This window comes from Clostridium sp. ZS2-4 (assembly GCF_026719745.1).
Taxonomy (GTDB): Bacteria; Bacillota; Clostridia; order Clostridiales; family Clostridiaceae; genus Clostridium_H.
The window spans coordinates 1-16,327 of record NZ_JAPPRQ010000119.1 but is presented as its reverse complement, the minus strand read 5'-3'; the positions used below and the strand labels follow the sequence as shown (position 1 = coordinate 16,327).

The 16,327-nt window shown below is 29.9% G+C and carries 16 protein-coding genes, 2 tRNA genes and 1 other annotated feature; of the genes, 4 read left to right on the top strand and 14 right to left on the bottom strand.

The annotated features are described in order from the left end of the window. Nucleotides 1-89: 89 nt before the first annotated feature. The 6 genes from OIO11_RS13175 to OIO11_RS13150 all read right to left on the bottom strand — a co-directional run bounded on the left by OIO11_RS13175 (nucleotide 90) and on the right by OIO11_RS13150 (nucleotide 3,409). The gene (locus tag OIO11_RS13175) at nucleotides 90-689 is read right to left on the bottom strand and encodes a hypothetical protein (RefSeq protein WP_268071908.1); all 600 of its coding nucleotides are present in this window, start codon (nucleotides 687-689) and stop codon (nucleotides 90-92) included. A gap of 28 nt (nucleotides 690-717) precedes the next feature. Then, a complete protein-coding gene (locus OIO11_RS13170; RefSeq protein WP_442781303.1) occupies nucleotides 718-987 on the bottom strand; it encodes a DUF1294 domain-containing protein in 270 nt (89 codons plus the stop codon). A gap of 223 nt (nucleotides 988-1,210) precedes the next feature. Beyond that, nucleotides 1,211-1,552 (bottom strand): hypothetical protein, encoded by a 342-nt coding sequence (locus OIO11_RS13165; protein ID WP_268071907.1) that lies wholly within the window; start codon nucleotides 1,550-1,552, stop codon nucleotides 1,211-1,213. A gap of 127 nt (nucleotides 1,553-1,679) precedes the next feature. After that, complete coding sequence (locus OIO11_RS13160; RefSeq protein WP_268071906.1) at nucleotides 1,680-2,096, bottom strand: phosphate-starvation-inducible PsiE family protein; 417 nt, start codon at nucleotides 2,094-2,096, stop codon at nucleotides 1,680-1,682. A gap of 59 nt (nucleotides 2,097-2,155) precedes the next feature. Continuing rightward, complete coding sequence (locus tag OIO11_RS13155; protein WP_268071905.1) at nucleotides 2,156-2,902, bottom strand: copper homeostasis protein CutC; 747 nt, start codon at nucleotides 2,900-2,902, stop codon at nucleotides 2,156-2,158. Nucleotides 2,903-2,977: 75 nt separating this feature from the next. After that, entirely contained in the window at nucleotides 2,978-3,409 is a 432-nt protein-coding gene (locus OIO11_RS13150) for a CBS domain-containing protein (protein ID WP_268071904.1), read from the bottom strand. Nucleotides 3,410-3,634: 225 nt separating this feature from the next. Here OIO11_RS13150 and OIO11_RS13145 point away from each other — a divergent pair, with 225 nt between their 5' ends. Then, nucleotides 3,635-4,405, top strand: coding sequence for a TSUP family transporter (locus OIO11_RS13145; RefSeq protein ID WP_268071903.1), 771 nt, complete (start codon nucleotides 3,635-3,637; stop codon nucleotides 4,403-4,405). Between the two features lie 36 nt (nucleotides 4,406-4,441). On the opposite strand, the gene clpA is transcribed toward OIO11_RS13145, so the two are convergent. From clpA to OIO11_RS13130, 3 genes are all read right to left on the bottom strand, one after another. After that, on the bottom strand, nucleotides 4,442-6,706 hold the full coding sequence (gene clpA / locus OIO11_RS13140) for an ATP-dependent Clp protease ATP-binding subunit ClpA (RefSeq protein WP_268071902.1): 2,265 nt from the start codon (nucleotides 6,704-6,706) through the stop codon (nucleotides 4,442-4,444). A 2-nt stretch (nucleotides 6,707-6,708) separates the two neighbouring features. Next, entirely contained in the window at nucleotides 6,709-7,008 is a 300-nt protein-coding gene (locus OIO11_RS13135; protein ID WP_268071901.1) for an ATP-dependent Clp protease adaptor ClpS, read from the bottom strand. 88 nt (nucleotides 7,009-7,096) lie between these two features. Next, nucleotides 7,097-7,798, bottom strand: coding sequence for a DUF5714 domain-containing protein (locus OIO11_RS13130; protein ID WP_268071900.1), 702 nt, complete (start codon nucleotides 7,796-7,798; stop codon nucleotides 7,097-7,099). Nucleotides 7,799-8,123: 325 nt separating this feature from the next. On the opposite strand from OIO11_RS13130, the gene OIO11_RS13125 reads away from it, so the two are divergent. Continuing rightward, nucleotides 8,124-8,309, top strand: coding sequence for a hypothetical protein (locus OIO11_RS13125; RefSeq protein ID WP_268071899.1), 186 nt, complete (start codon nucleotides 8,124-8,126; stop codon nucleotides 8,307-8,309). Between the two features lie 10 nt (nucleotides 8,310-8,319). Here OIO11_RS13125 and OIO11_RS13120 read toward each other — a convergent pair whose 3' ends face one another. Together OIO11_RS13120 and OIO11_RS13115 are read right to left on the bottom strand one after the other, a co-directional pair. Further along, nucleotides 8,320-8,895: a 3'-5' exonuclease gene (locus OIO11_RS13120; RefSeq protein ID WP_268071898.1), complete on the bottom strand. Its 576-nt coding sequence runs from the start codon at nucleotides 8,893-8,895 to the stop codon at nucleotides 8,320-8,322. Nucleotides 8,896-9,063: 168 nt separating this feature from the next. Next, entirely contained in the window at nucleotides 9,064-9,735 is a 672-nt protein-coding gene (locus OIO11_RS13115) for a lysoplasmalogenase family protein (protein WP_268071897.1), read from the bottom strand. Nucleotides 9,736-10,073: 338 nt separating this feature from the next. Further along, nucleotides 10,074-10,340: a binding site (T-box leader), on the top strand. 58 nt (nucleotides 10,341-10,398) lie between these two features. Between OIO11_RS13115 and brnQ the strand changes: the two genes are divergently transcribed. Beyond that, entirely contained in the window at nucleotides 10,399-11,682 is a 1,284-nt protein-coding gene (gene brnQ, locus OIO11_RS13110; RefSeq protein WP_268071896.1) for a branched-chain amino acid transport system II carrier protein, read from the top strand. 34 nt (nucleotides 11,683-11,716) lie between these two features. Here the strand turns inward: brnQ and OIO11_RS13105 are convergent. The 3 genes from OIO11_RS13105 to OIO11_RS13095 all read right to left on the bottom strand — a co-directional run bounded on the left by OIO11_RS13105 (nucleotide 11,717) and on the right by OIO11_RS13095 (nucleotide 12,422). Continuing rightward, nucleotides 11,717-11,790, bottom strand: a tRNA-Gly gene (locus tag OIO11_RS13105). Between the two features lie 17 nt (nucleotides 11,791-11,807). After that, nucleotides 11,808-11,884, bottom strand: a tRNA-Ile gene (locus tag OIO11_RS13100). A gap of 178 nt (nucleotides 11,885-12,062) precedes the next feature. Next, nucleotides 12,063-12,422, bottom strand: a complete 360-nt coding sequence (locus OIO11_RS13095) for a hypothetical protein (RefSeq protein ID WP_268071895.1) — start codon at nucleotides 12,420-12,422, stop codon at nucleotides 12,063-12,065. 171 nt (nucleotides 12,423-12,593) lie between these two features. Here OIO11_RS13095 and OIO11_RS13090 point away from each other — a divergent pair, with 171 nt between their 5' ends. Further along, the gene (locus OIO11_RS13090; RefSeq protein ID WP_268071894.1) at nucleotides 12,594-16,076 is read left to right on the top strand and encodes a 5'-nucleotidase C-terminal domain-containing protein; all 3,483 of its coding nucleotides are present in this window, start codon (nucleotides 12,594-12,596) and stop codon (nucleotides 16,074-16,076) included. Nucleotides 16,077-16,327: the final 251 nt, after the last annotated feature.

Sequence of the window (16,327 nt, the reverse complement as noted above, 5' to 3'; positions counted from 1 at the left end):
GCCTTTCTTAATTTTTTTGTGGTAAGAAAATTATACTTCAAGGCTTGGTATTATCCACTATTTATTTTTTGGAAACTATAATATGGAAACTAATAAAGTTTTGTTTGTACGAAACTTAGGTAATTAGCTTTATTGGCAATATCCTCTAACTTTATTTTAGATAATTCACTTAATCCTGAATTAAGCTTTTTTATTGTATCTGTTAATACTTTTATATTTTTATTTTCCGCTGCATTTGCTACCTGCACAGTAGCATCAGAACTACTTACAACACCTTTTAAATAATCACAATATTTATCATGAAATAAACTTAATTTTTCAGAATGCTTTAATGCTTCTACTTCTTCTTGATACGTATGTAAAAGTTTATTCTCCTTATTTATTGTCTTTAATGCATTTTCATCTAAGCTTTGATCTTTAATGATCTGTGTCAATTTATCTACAGAATTCTTTATCTTTACAGTATAATCCTTAATAGACTCTCCATATTTCATATCTATGCTGTAACTGTTTATTTCTTCTTTAGGCGAAACACCTTTTATAAAAATATTATAGGCAGATACAGCAACAATTATCATCACCAAAAAAATTACTAATTTAAAAGCCTTTTTTATAATAGAAACAACGATAGTAACAGCTAAAACTCCTAAAACTAAGTACAGTAAAAATATTGAATTTACTCCCTCCATAACCTGATCTCCTTTTATAATTATTTTTCTAATAATTCATTAGATTAAATTTATAAATTAAATATACTTGTATAAGAAACATTGCAGGTATTCCATACATAAATTTTAAATGCTTTGTTTTATGTCTAAAAATTTTCATACCAAGCATAACTCCCAAACTTCCAAAAACAGCTGCTGTTGTAAATAATTTTGCCTCTGAAATTCTCCATTTTCCTCTTTGTGCTTTCCTTTTATCAATATACATAATAGTAAGTCCACATAAATTAACTATTATATAATAAATAAAAAAAATCCTCATTTACTCCCCTCCAAATCTTTATACTCTTTTCCCATGCCTAACCCTTGTAATACTCCATCAAAATTAAGTTTCACTTTATTATAGAATATACTTTTATTTTTCTAAAATCAAATCCCTATTGTTAAACAAATTTCTTTTTTAGATTCAATTGATTTTTATTAAATATGTGCAAAATAAAAGAGCCTTAGCAATTTGCCACAGCTCCTTACTTTGTATTCCTTATTTATACCACCGTAGATTCATTATTAAAATCTAAATGCATATTGAAATTCTCCGTATTGTCATAGGTTATAGCCACATCCATTCCACCTTTCCCCTCCTGAGAATTCAAATACTTTTCTACTTGATATTTTAAACTTTCTTCATCTTTTAAAGCATATTCTATCCTTTCACTATCAAATAATTCATTTAACATTTTTCGTGTTATATGTATGAATTCTGATGAATCATTGTGAGCTTTATCAGCAATCATTTTCCACTGTACAGCATCATTAACTCTCTTTTCCTCAAAATCTACTTCTAAAGAACCAAATTCTCCATTGTATTTATTAAATAATTTTAGCATACTGCTCACTCCTTACAATAATTATTTGTATATTAATTATTGTATCTAGATTTAGCAATAAAATACTAATAAAAGTCATTCCTTATGAATGACTTTTATTAGTTTCTATATTTTCACACTCTCAGTATCAACTATTACTTTCTTTTAAAACTTCTTTTTTAGTAAACAAGTATTTTTTAACAGCAAATAATCCCGCTATGGCAACTATTCCTATTAGAACTTCTATCATTCCTTTATCCTTAGGTACCAACAATAGTTTTCTAGCTATAGCATATAAAAGAACATCTACTACACTTTCTGGTGTGTGTACAATAAGCATTATAACAAGTTCCACTCCTATAACTAATAAAAGAGCATGCCCAAGTAATGCTTCAACTTCATAATACGCAACAGGATTTGCTATATCACTTATATAAGAAGTCCATATAACCCTAGATAAGTCAAAAATTCCTAATAAAATCTTAATTAATATTATCACAGCTAACGCCATCTCCAAAATATGACTTAATTTAAAAATAAGGTTTTTTACTGAATTTTTATTCATCTATTCATCCTCCTGAAAATTGAAATGATATAGCATATGGTTTTAGTGACAAAATCTCCTTATGAGTTACCTACATTAACTATAGCTTTAATACGCTCAGAATCAATAATGGCTCTCTCAAACTCTAGAAGTCCTGCTCCTCCCATAACCACCTTGTGATTTCTATGAATCATAGGACTCTCAAATTTTTTTCTTCCCGAAACATGATATTCTCTTGCTCCTGTTATATTCTTAATTTCCTCTATATTTTCCTCATTTACTCCTCCACCCGGCATAATAATAAGGTTATCTTCAGCTTTTTCTACTAATCTTGAAATCAACTTTTCACCTTCAAAGGCTGTTTTTTCATGTCCAGAAGTTAAAACTCTGTCAATATTTAACTGAATAATCTCTTCTAAAGCCTTAAAAGGATCACAAGTCATATCAAAGGCACGATGAAAAGTGACACTCATGGGTCTTGCTAGCTCTACAATTTCTTTAGTTCTTTGTATATCTATGTTTCCATCTTCCTTAAGTATTCCAATTACAACTCCATTTACCCCTAACTTTTTTGCCATCCTTATATCTCTTTTCATTACTTCAAATTCAAAATTAGAGTAGCAAAAATCTCCTCCTCTAGGCCTTACTATAACATTTAAATCAATATCTATATTTCTTCTAACTAATTCAATACAACCTGTACTAGGTGTTGTACCCCCTTCTGCTAAATTAGTGCATAATTCAACCCTATTTGCTCCTCCTTTTTCAGCTGCAATAGCTGACTCTACAGAGTCTACACAAACCTCAATAAGTATATTGTTTTTCATACCCTACACCACCATTAATTATTTTTTACTTTTGTTTAAGTAATTAATACTCTTAAGTTTAATTCAGTTTATTTTCTATTTTACAATTTCCTTAGGCTTAATTTTATTATATAATAAATCATAACAATAATTTATTATATCACTTCTCTTAATTATTCCTATAAAAACCTTATTATCATCTATAACAGGTATAAAATTTTGATTTATAGAAAGTGATATTAGATCTTCAATATGAGCATTTATGTGTACAGGCTTATTTTTCATATGTCTAGGCACATCTTCCAATAAAATTTTCTCAGTATTCTTAAAATTTAGATCCTTAGTATTTTTTAATTTCCAAAGCAGATCTCCTTCCGTTACTGTGCCTACATATCTACCCTTATCGTCAATAAGTGGAATGGCAGTATATCTATGACGCTCCATTCTCTCCAAAGCTTGTCTTATAGTAGATTTTGGTGTTTCACATATAACCTCTCTTTTTGGTGTAAGAAAAAATGCTATATTCATATATTATCCTCTCTTAAATAAAATTTTCTTATTTAAACGTTTTACTACTACTTATATTTTAATTATAAAGCCCTAATAATAACTAGTCAAAGGATTAAATATATATTTAATTATTTGTTCAATACCTGTTAATATAAATTTAATAAACTCTCTATTAAACTTCTGAATAATATTGTACAATATTTACTATGTGTTAACTTACTTTTATTATTAGGTGGTGTTTTTTTGATAACAACTTCAATTATTACTAAAACAATATTTTTATGTGCAGCAGGTTTTTTAGCAGCTTTTGTTGATTCTATAGCTGGTGGTGGTGGACTTATTAGTATTCCAGCTTTCTTAGCATCAGGAATATCACCTCACTTAGCATTGGGAACAAATAAATTTTGTTCTTCCTGTGCATCCCTTACCAGTTCACTTAAGTTTATAAAATCCAAAAAGGTGAATTTGGATTTTCTCAAATACTTGCTTCCTTTTACATTTTTGGGGGCAGTTATGGGTGTAAATACAGTACTTAAAATTGATGAAAAAATACTTCAAACCTTAGTTCTAGTATTAGTTTTATTTGTAGGAGTGTACAGCGTATTTTCAAAATCTATCGGAATTGAAAATAAATTTAAAGGTACAACAAAATCAAATATACTCTTAGGTATTATACTAGCATTTTCTCTGGGATTTTATGATGGTTTCTTCGGTCCAGGAACGGGTTCATTTTTAATATTTGGTCTTATAAAAATATTTGGATTTGATTTTGTACAAGCAGCTGGTAATGGAAAACTTTTAAATTTCACAAGTAATATTACTTCTCTTATTCTTTTTGCAATCCACGGGGAGATATATTATGCCATAGGAATTCCTATGGCTCTCTTTATGATTTTAGGTGCAAAGTTTGGAACCTCTCTGGCAATAAATAAAGGCTCAAAACTAATAAAGCCTATATTTATAACTATGTCTCTTGCTGCAGCAGGTAAAATAATTATTCAGAATTTCTTGTAAACCATATAAATAAAGGCGGAGCAGTGTATAAATACACTATTCCGCCTTTATTACAATTTTATCATCATCAATATCAATAATAGCTGTACCACCCTCTGAAAGTTTTCCAAATAATACTTCATCAACAAAATAAGTCTTAATTTCCTGCTGAACTACTCTAATAATTTCTCTTGCTCCATAGGTTTTTGAAAAACCTTTTTGTGCAAGCCACTTATAACATTTATCAGTAACTTTAAGCATAATATTTTTTGATAAAAGCTTATCTTGAAACTGAGCTACAGCCTTCTTAGCTATTCTAAGTGCCATATCTTCATTTATACCATTGAATACAACAATCTCATCAAGTCTATTTCTAAACTCTGGTGAAAATGCCTTTTCAACTTCTTTTGTTATTGCTTCTTCCGCTACAACCCTTGAACCAAAACCAAGCATAGTCTTCCCTATATCTCTAGCTCCAGCATTAGATGTCATAATTAAAATAACATTTCTAAAATCAGCTTTTTTTCCATTATTATCAGTTATAGTAGCATAATCCATTACCTGCAGCAACAGATTTAAAACATCTGGATGTACTTTTTCAATCTCATCAAGAAGTAGTACACAATATGGAGTTTTTCTAATAGTATCTGTCAAAAGTCCTCCTTCTTCATACCCTACATATCCTGGAGGTGCTCCAATCAGTCTTGCCACTGTATGCTTTTCTTGATACTCACTCATATCAAATCGAATTAAAGGAATCCCTAAGTAATCTGCCAGCTGCTTTGAAAGTTCAGTCTTACCAACTCCTGTTGGTCCAACAAATAGCAAGTTTGCTACCGCCTTTCCTTCCTCATTAAAACCAGCCCGTGATCTTTTGATAGATTTAACTATTGAATCAATTGCCTCGTTTTGACCAAAAATCTTACTTTTTAAAACCTCATACATCTTTTTAAGTTTTTCTATATCGTCCGTTGAAACACTTTGCTCTGGAATTTTAGCAATAGAGGATACAATTTTCTCAATGTCTCTTTCTCTAATAATAACTTTTTCTTTACTATCTTCCCCTTGAAGACTATGATATGCCCCTACTTCATCCATCACATCAATAGCCTTATCTGGTAAATATCTGTCATTTATATATTTTGCAGATAATTCTACTGCTGCCTTCAATGCTTCTTCTGTATATATTACATTGTGAAATTCTTCATAAGTACTCTTTACTCCAAGAAGAATTCTATAAGTATCTTCTTTTGATGGTTCAGGCACTTCAACCTTTTGAAATCTTCGTGATAATGCTCTATCCTTTTCAAAAAACTTTTTATATTCTTCATATGTAGTAGAACCTATAAATCTCAATTTGCCATCCGTTAAAAAGGGCTTTAACAGATTGGATGCATCCATTGCTCCTCCTGAAACGGAGCCTGCACCTACTATAGTATGTATCTCATCAATATATACAATTGCTTTTCCTTGTTTTCTCATTTTCTTTAATACGTTTTTAATTCTCTCCTCAAAATCTCCTCTATATTTTGTTCCTGCTAAAAGTGCTCCCATATCCATATAATATATTTTACATTCTTTAAGTGAATTTGGCACTTTATTATCAACTATTAATTGTGCAAGACCTTCTGTAATAGCAGTTTTTCCTACTCCTGGATCTCCCACATGAATAGGATTGTTCTTTAATCTTCTAGATAAAACCTGCACTGTTCTTGCTAGTATTTCATTTCTTCCTATAAGTGGATCAAACTCACCTTTTCTTGCCTTTTCTGTTAACTCAACAGTATAACTACTTAATATATCTTTTTTGCCTTCATTTTCATTCTCAAAAGTTTCTGTAAACTCCTCCATATCATCTTCTTCAAAGTCCATACAGATTTCTGAGTCTAAATCTTCTCCTACAGATATACCATGTGTAATGTAATTAAGTATATCTAATCTTGATATTCCCTGCTTCTTTAAAAAACAACTTGCAAAATACTGTTCTTCATCATATATAGCAACTATAATATCTCCAAGTTTTATACTTTTCTTTCCAGCTGCCAAAACATGCTCCGCTGCAGAAGATATTATGTTTTGAACTCCAGCGGTCTGAACCGGTTCTCTATTTTCAACTTTTAAAATATTTTCATTTAAATAATTTTCTAAATCCATCTTAAGATCTTGAATATTTCCACCACAGCTCTTTATAAGTTCTGTTCCTTCATCAAAAAACAGTGATGCAAATAAAATATGCTCTGGCGTAAAATACTCATGTCCTGCTATTTTAGCCTCACTATATGCTGCTGTAAAAATTTCATCCAATAAACTATCTATCTTCATAATTATTCCTCTTCCATACTTAATTTTAGTGGGAAACCACTTTCTTCAGACATGTCCATAACTTGAGATATTTTAGTCATAGCTATATCATATGAATATATTCCAGCAACTCCCCGTCCTTTTTTATGTACATCATACATAATCTTCGCTGCTTCCGCAGGATTCTTATTAAAAACCTTAACTAAAACCTCAATCACAAATTCCATAGTTGTATAATCATCATTATGGAAAATAACCTTGTACATTTTTGGCTTTTTTGCTTTTATTCTTGTGTCCTCTTTAAAAATTATTTCTTCTTTCATTCCTAACAACTCCAAAATTAATGTATTTTATTATATTATAAAATAATACCATAAAATGAATCTATCAGAAACTTTAAACCTCATTTTTTTATTTGTGATAAAATAAACATTGTTCTTTTCTGCATTCAGTATTCAAATTACTATATATACATTTTATATTTCTAACTATCTGTAATTTTATCCCTATATTTTCTTCTAAAAACTTCACTGCCTCAGTTACTGCAATATAAGAATTTCTTTTACAACATCTTGGTCCACCATTTTCTGAAATAACTTTTAAAGTCTTTGAAGTCATTCGATTACTAAGACTCCATTGTTCACCAGATAATGGAGTTGCTCCTGTAAGTATGCTCACAAAAATTCCTGTTCCTACTGCAGCACCACAAGCACCGTAAAACCCACAAAAACCGCCGGGTACTTTTGAACTTCTTTTTTGTGCTTCAATTATTTTAGCTTCTTTATTAATTTTATCACCTTTTTTATTATAATAAGCAGCTAAAAGAACTGCCGGTACTAAAAAATGGTGCTCTGGTCCATGCATTTTAATACTAGGATGCTTTAAAAGCTTCATCATAATTTCAACAGGGTCTTCTAAATCCGTATCTATGCAATATTTTTTTATTATTTCTACTGCTGACATAGAATGACATTTATCACAAACATAGTGTCCTTCTTCACATCTCACATTTGATACATGAATTTTTTCACAATAAACACATCTCATTTCTTCTGCCATATCTGAATAAATAAGTTCTTTTCCACAAATTAGACAATTATTCTTATGCTCCATAGTGTCTTCTCCTTACTTTTTTATTTGATGAAATCACATAATTTTAATATTATGATTTTTACCATCATTACTTAAGCATCAATAATTACTACTTTATTACTTATACTGTTTATTTTGTTTATAATAAGATATTTTATTTATAACAAGAATAAATACTCCAAATATTAAACATCTTATTACCTTATTACGCTGGCTTAATATAATTAAAAAAGGTTAAAAATCTAATTTTGAGATCTTCAACCTTTTTTAATTTCTCATCATATTTTAGTGATATAATATAATTATCATATCAACAATTTTTATAGCAAAATCTAAGGAGGTAAAAATGCAACTAGATATTTATTTAAAAACTTCTAAAGATCCTATAACATTCAAAGGAGACAGAATAGACGTTAAAGACTTTGAAATGGAAGGAGTTAAATATAAGCAAATAAGATATTTTAGAAAATTAGTTAGCAAAAGCACATATATAAAAGAATCAGACATAGTTAGTATAAGAAAGCGCTCGTAGTAGTGCTTTCTTATACATCTATCTTTCTATTCCTTGATTTTAGGCAGCACATATATACTGCTGTGGTATCATATCTGGCATCATGAAAAGATACATCTTCACATTTAAATATTTCTTTTGTTTTCTGTAAAACTTCACTTGGACTAATATTGTAAAACTTCATTACTTCTTCTACTCTAGGATTCTTATAGCTTTGTCCCCTCTTAGCTGGAAGCTTTAAAATATCCTTAAAATATTCCATTGTACAAAAATAGTTCTTAACTCCCATGTCTTTATTTAGCCTATTAAACTCAGCTTCAACAAACTTTCTATCAAATTTAACATTATGAGCAATAAATACAGCCTCATTAATGTCTTCATATATTTCATCAAATAAGTTTTCAAATCGCATACCATTAGATAATTGCTTTAGCCTGTTTAAACTAAAACCATGTACTTGCTGTGCCTGCATACTCATAGTTTCTACTGTGAAAAAATAATTTTTAGCTCCTACTAATTCTTTATTTTCTTCAATTATATACGTAAGCTGAGCTATCTGCCCTGGTACAAGCCCCGTAGTTTCTGTATCTAAAAAAATGCTTCTCATAATACACTCCTTTATCTAACTGTTTTATGTATAAATAATAACATATATCAAAATAAAGAGAAACTTAATTCAGATGTAGTTTTTTACTACATTTTAATTTTAGTTGAACTAATCTAATCACTTTCGTTATGGCATAAAAACCACTTCATTCCTACCAATAACTTATAACTACATTTTATACCCACTTAACGAAAGAAGCAATTGAGACGGCAAATAGAAAAGCCATACTAAGATTCCTGATATATACTGGATTTTTCCTATATGGTAAAGACCTACATTTATATCACATAATAAAAATAAAATCATACCTATTGTAATAAAATAACTATTTATTTTACTATAAAACACTCTTTTTATAGTTCCAAAAGCCATCAAAACACTTGTAAGCAATAAAATTGAATATATACATGCAATAATATATAGTTCCTTATATTCATAAATACGCATATTAAGCATTATCACTAATCTAGAAACAATTATTCCTTCAATCAAAAACAATACAATATCCCTTTTATTTAAAAAAATATTCCGACTGTGCCTTATTATATAAATTATCTGAACAATGCAAAAAGCGCTAACTCCTAAAATAAAGTTATTTAAAATAACTAAATTAAGATCTGCACTAATAGTAAAAAATAATGCCTCATGAAGCAGTCTAGTATCCCTTTTATCATTGCCTCTGTCTCTTATAAAAAGTGATAAAATAAAACATAAAAGTATGCTTATGTATTTTAACATTCTAGAATCTCCACCTTGTAAATCCACCATAAGAAAATTTATGTAAATCAGTATAATTGCAACTATAATTATACGCTCAAGCTTTAAACCTCTTTTAAACATATCTTCTCTCCTATTTCTTTGAATTTTATCATTCCTTGTATATAGAAGTTCTACTATAAATTATTATCATACTCCTGTAGACATATGTATATGTTACATTACATTTATTATTAGTAATTTATACTTGAAATAAAAAACTAATGTTAAAACGTTCAACAGAACTGGATATTTTGAGCAAAGTAACGAAATATAATCTTTCGCATTTATATTTTCAAATAAACTATTAAAAATATAATATTTGATATCTCTACATATTATACACAATTTTTTTAAATTATATTGACAATGCATTAAAATACCATTATAATCATCATTAATTCATAAATTGGATCATAAAAATCAAAGCAATGACGGAGAGAAAAATATTCTACGTAACCACAGAGAGCTAATGTTTGGTGAAAATTAGCGTTAATGGGATATATACTAGTAGCTCCAGAGCTGCCAATTTGAAATTTTTTTCAATTAGATGCGGACGGCTGCCACCGATATACGGCTATGGTTCGATGTGATGCTTAATTTAAGCTTTATATCCGATCTGAATATGAGACAGTTTCTATAACTGTAAATTAGGGTGGTACCACGAAGATTAATCTTTCGTCCCTAAGAATATAAAATATATTCTTAGAGACGAAAGATTTTTTTATTATAAAAGGAGGCATAAAAATGAACAAAAGAAGTAAAGACATTTTAGTACTTGGAACAGCATTATTCGCTATGTTTTTTGGTGCTGGAAATTTAATTTTTCCACCATCCTTAGGACTCTTAGCTGGTAAAAATTGGATTGTGTGTGGTTTAGGCTTTTTCTTAACAGCTATTGGAATGCCGCTTTTAGGTATTGTCGCTGTATCAAAAGCAGGAGGAACGATAGGTCATATAGGTGATAAAGTACATCCTGTTTTTAGTAAAATTTTCGCAATTATAATTATTTTATCCATAGGACCGTTACTTGCTATACCAAGAACTGGTGCTACAACCTACGAAATGGGTATAAAACCTTTATTCCCTGCAATAAGTCCTGTTATTGCATCTATAATATTTTTTGGACTTACACTTTATTTTGCAATTAAGCCATCTGATATGGTAGATAAAATAGCTAAAATACTAACTCCTCTACTTTTAATTATGGTATTTGCTATAATTATTAAAGGTATTGTAGCTCCACTAGGAACTCCAACTACTGAAATGACTATAAACCCACTTTCTAAAGGATTTACTGAAGGCTATCAAACCATGGATGCTTTAGCTTCATTGCTTTTTGGAGGAGTAGTCTTAAATTCAATTATATCTAAAGGATATGCTTCTGAAAGGGATCATATAGGTATGACAATAAAAGCAGGAATTATTGCTTCTATAGGTCTTGTGCTAGTATACGGTGGACTTATATATTTAGGAGCTTCCACAAATTCTGTTTTCCCTGTTGATAAACCAAAAGCAGATTTATTGATGGCTATAACTAACACTCTATTTGGAAGCTTTGGTAAAGTAGCTCTTGGAATAGTTGTGTCTCTTGCTTGTCTTACTACTTCAATAGGACTTACATCAACAGTTGGAACTTACTTCAGCGATTTAAGCAATAATACAATAAGTTATAGAGCTATTGTTATTATAACTGTTATTTTTAGTACAATATTTGCAAATGTAGGACTTGAAAAAATAGTTTCACTAGCTGTACCTTTGTTAGTTACAGTATATCCAATTGCAATTGTACTTATATTAATGAATATATTTGATGACTATATACCAAAAGCTGCGTATACAGGTGCTGTTTTAGGAACACTAATTGTAAGCTTATATGATGGTGCTTCAGCCGCTGGTGTTAATACTGCTGCTATTGCAAATATAATAAATAAATTACCTCTTGCCAGTGAAGGCTTTGCATGGATTTTACCTTCAATTATTGGAGCTTTAATAGCAACATTATTATTTAAAAATAAAAAAAATGCATAATAAAAAAGCATCTCAGAAATGAGATGCTTTTTTATGGAGCGGGTAAGGGGAATCGAACCCCTGTGTTCAGCTTGGAAGGCTGACGTTCTACCATTGAACCATACCCGCATATATTTATTTTTAAGTGGTGGGTCTAAATGGACTCGAACCATCGACCTCACGCTTATCAGGCGTGCGCTCTAACCAGCTGAGCTATAGACCCATGTTAATAATTTATATATTTTTCTTGACCACGAAAAATATTTTATCATAAAAATAAATATTGTCACATTATATTTTGCCCTTTATACCATATTATATATACTATACTTGTTTTTTCTTATTATATCTTTTAAAATCGCACATCAATACACGTGGCTAAGTTTACCCTATATAAACGTCTAAATTAATATTGAAAAATCAGTTGCTGCACGCTGTAATATATTTTTCTCCATTTTTTTATAATTCTTAACATTTTCTATAACTTCTGAACAAGCTAAAAATAACGAAAGTTCTTGTATGTCATAGATTAAATATAATAAAGGTGTGCTGCTTTTCACCAAAGAATTATACTGCTCTTGGCTAATATTTGGTATTAAAACCTTAATTAGTTCTTCTATTTCTTTAATTGTTAAATAAGATACTATTCCTTCTTCTATTTCTTCTACTTTAAAAACCATATTGTGAAAACTAGATTTTTCCTTATCTATTCCTACTACTAAAACAGGTTGCATGTTATCTGAATCGATGTATATATTCATTAATTTACCTCCTTTGTTACTTTCGTATTATATCATACCCAGTAAAAAAATAACTATAATCATTTTACAAACATAAAACATTTTTGTATTTATCTATTTACAAGAATATGTTACTATGATAACCTAAAATTAACAATATATTTACAATATATTAACATATAAGGAGGTATTATGATGTGTAAAGGCTTAAAATTTAAAAAATGGACATCCTTTGTTTTAACTTTCTTTATGATTTTTGCATTAATCACCCCTGTAAATGTATTCGCCGCCGAAAAGACAGGCGATACAGTAGTTATACAGGTACTAGGGACAAGTGATACTCATGGAAGATTCATGCCCTATGATTATGCAACAAATGCAGAAGATAAATCAGGAAGCTTAGCTCAGATAGCAACTGCTGTAAAAGAGTTAAGAAAAGCTAATCCCAATACTCTATTAGTAGATGCTGGAGATATTATTGAAAGCAATTCTGAAGATTTATTCTTAAATGGTACAAATCCAATGATGATTGCCATGAATGAAATGGGTTATGACACAATAACTCTTGGAAATCATGAATTTAATAAAGGTGTTCCTACACTAAAAAAAGTTATAAGCCAGTTTAAAGGAACTGTCTTATGTGGAAACGTTCACACTAAAGATGGTTCAACACTTGGACAACCTTACAAAATAGTAGAAAAGGCTGGAGTTAAAATTGCAATTATTGGAATGACTACTCCTAATATAACTAGATGGGACGGTCCTAGACTAACTGAATACAAAGTTACAAGTCCTATAGATGAAACAAGAAAAATAATAGATCAAATAAAAGATAAAGTAGACATTATGATAGCAGTTAACCATACTAGTGATGGTAAAGAATATATGGATTCTGATTCTGCTGAGAATTTGGCAAAGGCTTGCCCAGAACTTACAGCTGTAATAGGTGCTCATGAACATAAAGCAGTTGACGGAAAAGTATTTAATGGTGTTCTTTTTGTAGAAAACAAAAATAATGCAAATACCCTAGCTAAAATAGATATAAAATTAGCTAAGAAAAATGGAAAATATACAGTAGAAAATAAAGAAAAAGATTTAACTTCAAAATTACTATATATGCAAGATTCTAAAACAAAAAAAGCAAACTATGAGCCAGATAACGCTCTAGCATCAAAATTAAAAACATATCACGAAACAGCTATCAAAGATGCTGAAACTGTTATTGGTGAACTTAAAGATGGAGATTTAGTAGGACCTGAAAAAATAAAAGGAATACCTACAGCTCAAGTTGAAGATACAGCAATGATTGATTTAATTAACAAAGTACAAATGCACTATACAGGTGCAGATGTTGCTGCAGCTGCTTGCTTCAGAAATGATGCCAATATGAAACAAGGACAAATAAAGAGATGTGATGCAGCTTTAATTTACAAATATTCTAATACTCTAGAACTATTAGAAGTTACAGGAAAACAATTAAAACAATATATGGAATGGTCAGCTAGCTTCTATAATACTTATAAACCTGGAGATTTAACTGTATCCTTTAATCCTGAAATAAGAGGATACAATTACGACATGTTCTCAGGTGTTAAGTATGAAATTAATATCAGCAAAGAACCTGGAAATAGAATAGTAAATTTAAGAAAAATAGATGATACTCCAATAAAAGATACAGATGTATTAAAATTAGCTGTAAACAATTATAGATACGATTCTCAACTTTCAAAGGCTGAAGGTGGAATATTTAAAGATGGTAAATTACCAAAGCTTTTAGAAAAAGATGTTAAGAATGGTACTCCAATAAGAGAATTAATAAAAGACTATATAGAAAATGTTCAAAAAGGTGTTATAACTGCTGAAGTTGATAACAACTGGAAAATAACAGGTACAGCATGGGATTCATATAAGAGAGCTATTGCTGCCGAATTAATAAACCAAGATAAATTACAACTTCCAAAATCTGAAGATGGAAGAACATCTAATGTTAAAGCAGTAACAGTTAAAGATATAACTGGTTATGACTTAATAACTATAGCTCATACAAATGATACTCACTCTAGAGTTAAAGCAGGAGATTTTGACGGTATGGGTCTTGCTAAAATTTCCTCTGAAATTAAAAGATTAAGAGAAAACAATAAAAATATCTTAGTTCTAGATGCTGGAGATACTTTCCATGGACAAACTATAGCTACACTTAATAAGGGAGAAAGCATAGTAAAAGTATTAAACGCTATAGGCTATGATGCTATGACTCCTGGAAATCATGATTTTAACTATGGACAAGATAGACTTGTAGAGCTTTCTAAAATGGCTAAATTCCCAGTAGTATCTGCGAACGTAGTTAAAAAAAATGGAGAAACTTTACTTAAACCTTACACTATAAAAGAAATCAATGGAGTTAAATTCGGTATATTTGGACTTGCAACTCCAGATACAGCAACTATGACTCATCCTAAAAATGTTGAGGGATTAACTTTTGAAACTCCTGCAAAAACTGCTGAAAAAATGGTTGCAGAATTAAAAGGTAAATGTGACGTTATAGTAGCTTTAACACATCTTGGTGTTCAAGGTAACACTTCAAGCTACAAGCTTGCAGAAAAAGTTAAAGGAATTGATTTAATAGTAGACGGACACAGTCATACAACATTACCTACTGGTACACTTATTAATAAAACTTTAGTAGTTCAAACAGGAGAATATGACAAAAACTTAGGCGAAGTAAACATATTATTTAAAAATAGTAAATTAGAATCTATGAGAGCTTCTTTACTTACTAAACAACAAGCAGTTTCTGTTCCAGAAGATAAATCTGTACTTGATGTTGTAGCTGGAATTGAAAAAGAAAATGAAAAAATAACTTCCGTAGTTATAGGTAAAACTGATATTAAATTAGACGGTGAAAGAGAAAATGTAAGAACAAAAGAAACTAATCTTGCTGACCTTATAACAAATGCTATGGTTGATGCAACTGGGGCTGACGTTGCAATAACAAACGGTGGCGGAATCAGAGCTTCAATAGCTAAAGGTACAATTACCAAAGGAGATGTTATCACAGTACTACCTTTTGGAAACTATCTTGTTCTTAAAGAAGTTAAAGGTTCAGATATTCTTGCAGCATTAGAACATGGTGTTTCTGACTATCCTAAAACAAAAGGCGCCTTCCCTCAAGTAGCTGGAATAACATTCAAATTTGATCCTAAAAAAGAAGTTGGAAAAAAAGTATTTGATGTTAAAATTAATGGAAAAGCTTTAGACTTAAATAAAACTTATAAATTAGCTACAAATGATTTCTTATCAGCAGGCGGAGATGGATATACTATGCTTAAAGATGGTAAAGTTCTTGTTGAAATGCCTGGTTTAGATGAAATTCTTATAAATTACATTCAAAAGAATGGAATAAAAACAGTTAAAGTTGAACAAAGAATTCAAGTTGCAGAAAATAAAACTATTACTTCTGCTCCATCAAAGACACCTACTAAGACACCTGCTAAAAAAACTAATAAACCAGCAGTTAAGATGCCTAATAATCTCTATGTTGTAAAACGTGGAGATACATTGAAAAAAATTGGTGATAAATTTGGTGTAAAATACATTGACATAGCTAAGAAGAATAATATTAAAAACGTTAACTTGATTCATGTTGGACAAGAATTGATTATTCCAGCAAATTAGTCTTATTTCAATAAGCTAGCACATAGATTATTCATGTGCTAGCTTTTTTACTCAAGCTTAAAATTTATATATTATTAATTGTCAATCTTAGTGAACTCTCCCTCCACTTGCTTACGCTGAAGTGGGGGCTTCTTGGTATATCCAAGAACTTTTCCTGCTTCTACGACCTCGTAACCTACTATCTCCACAGGCTATCCCCGTAAAACCTACGGTTCTTATTTTATGCTATATCCAATAATCCTTGTTTTAGA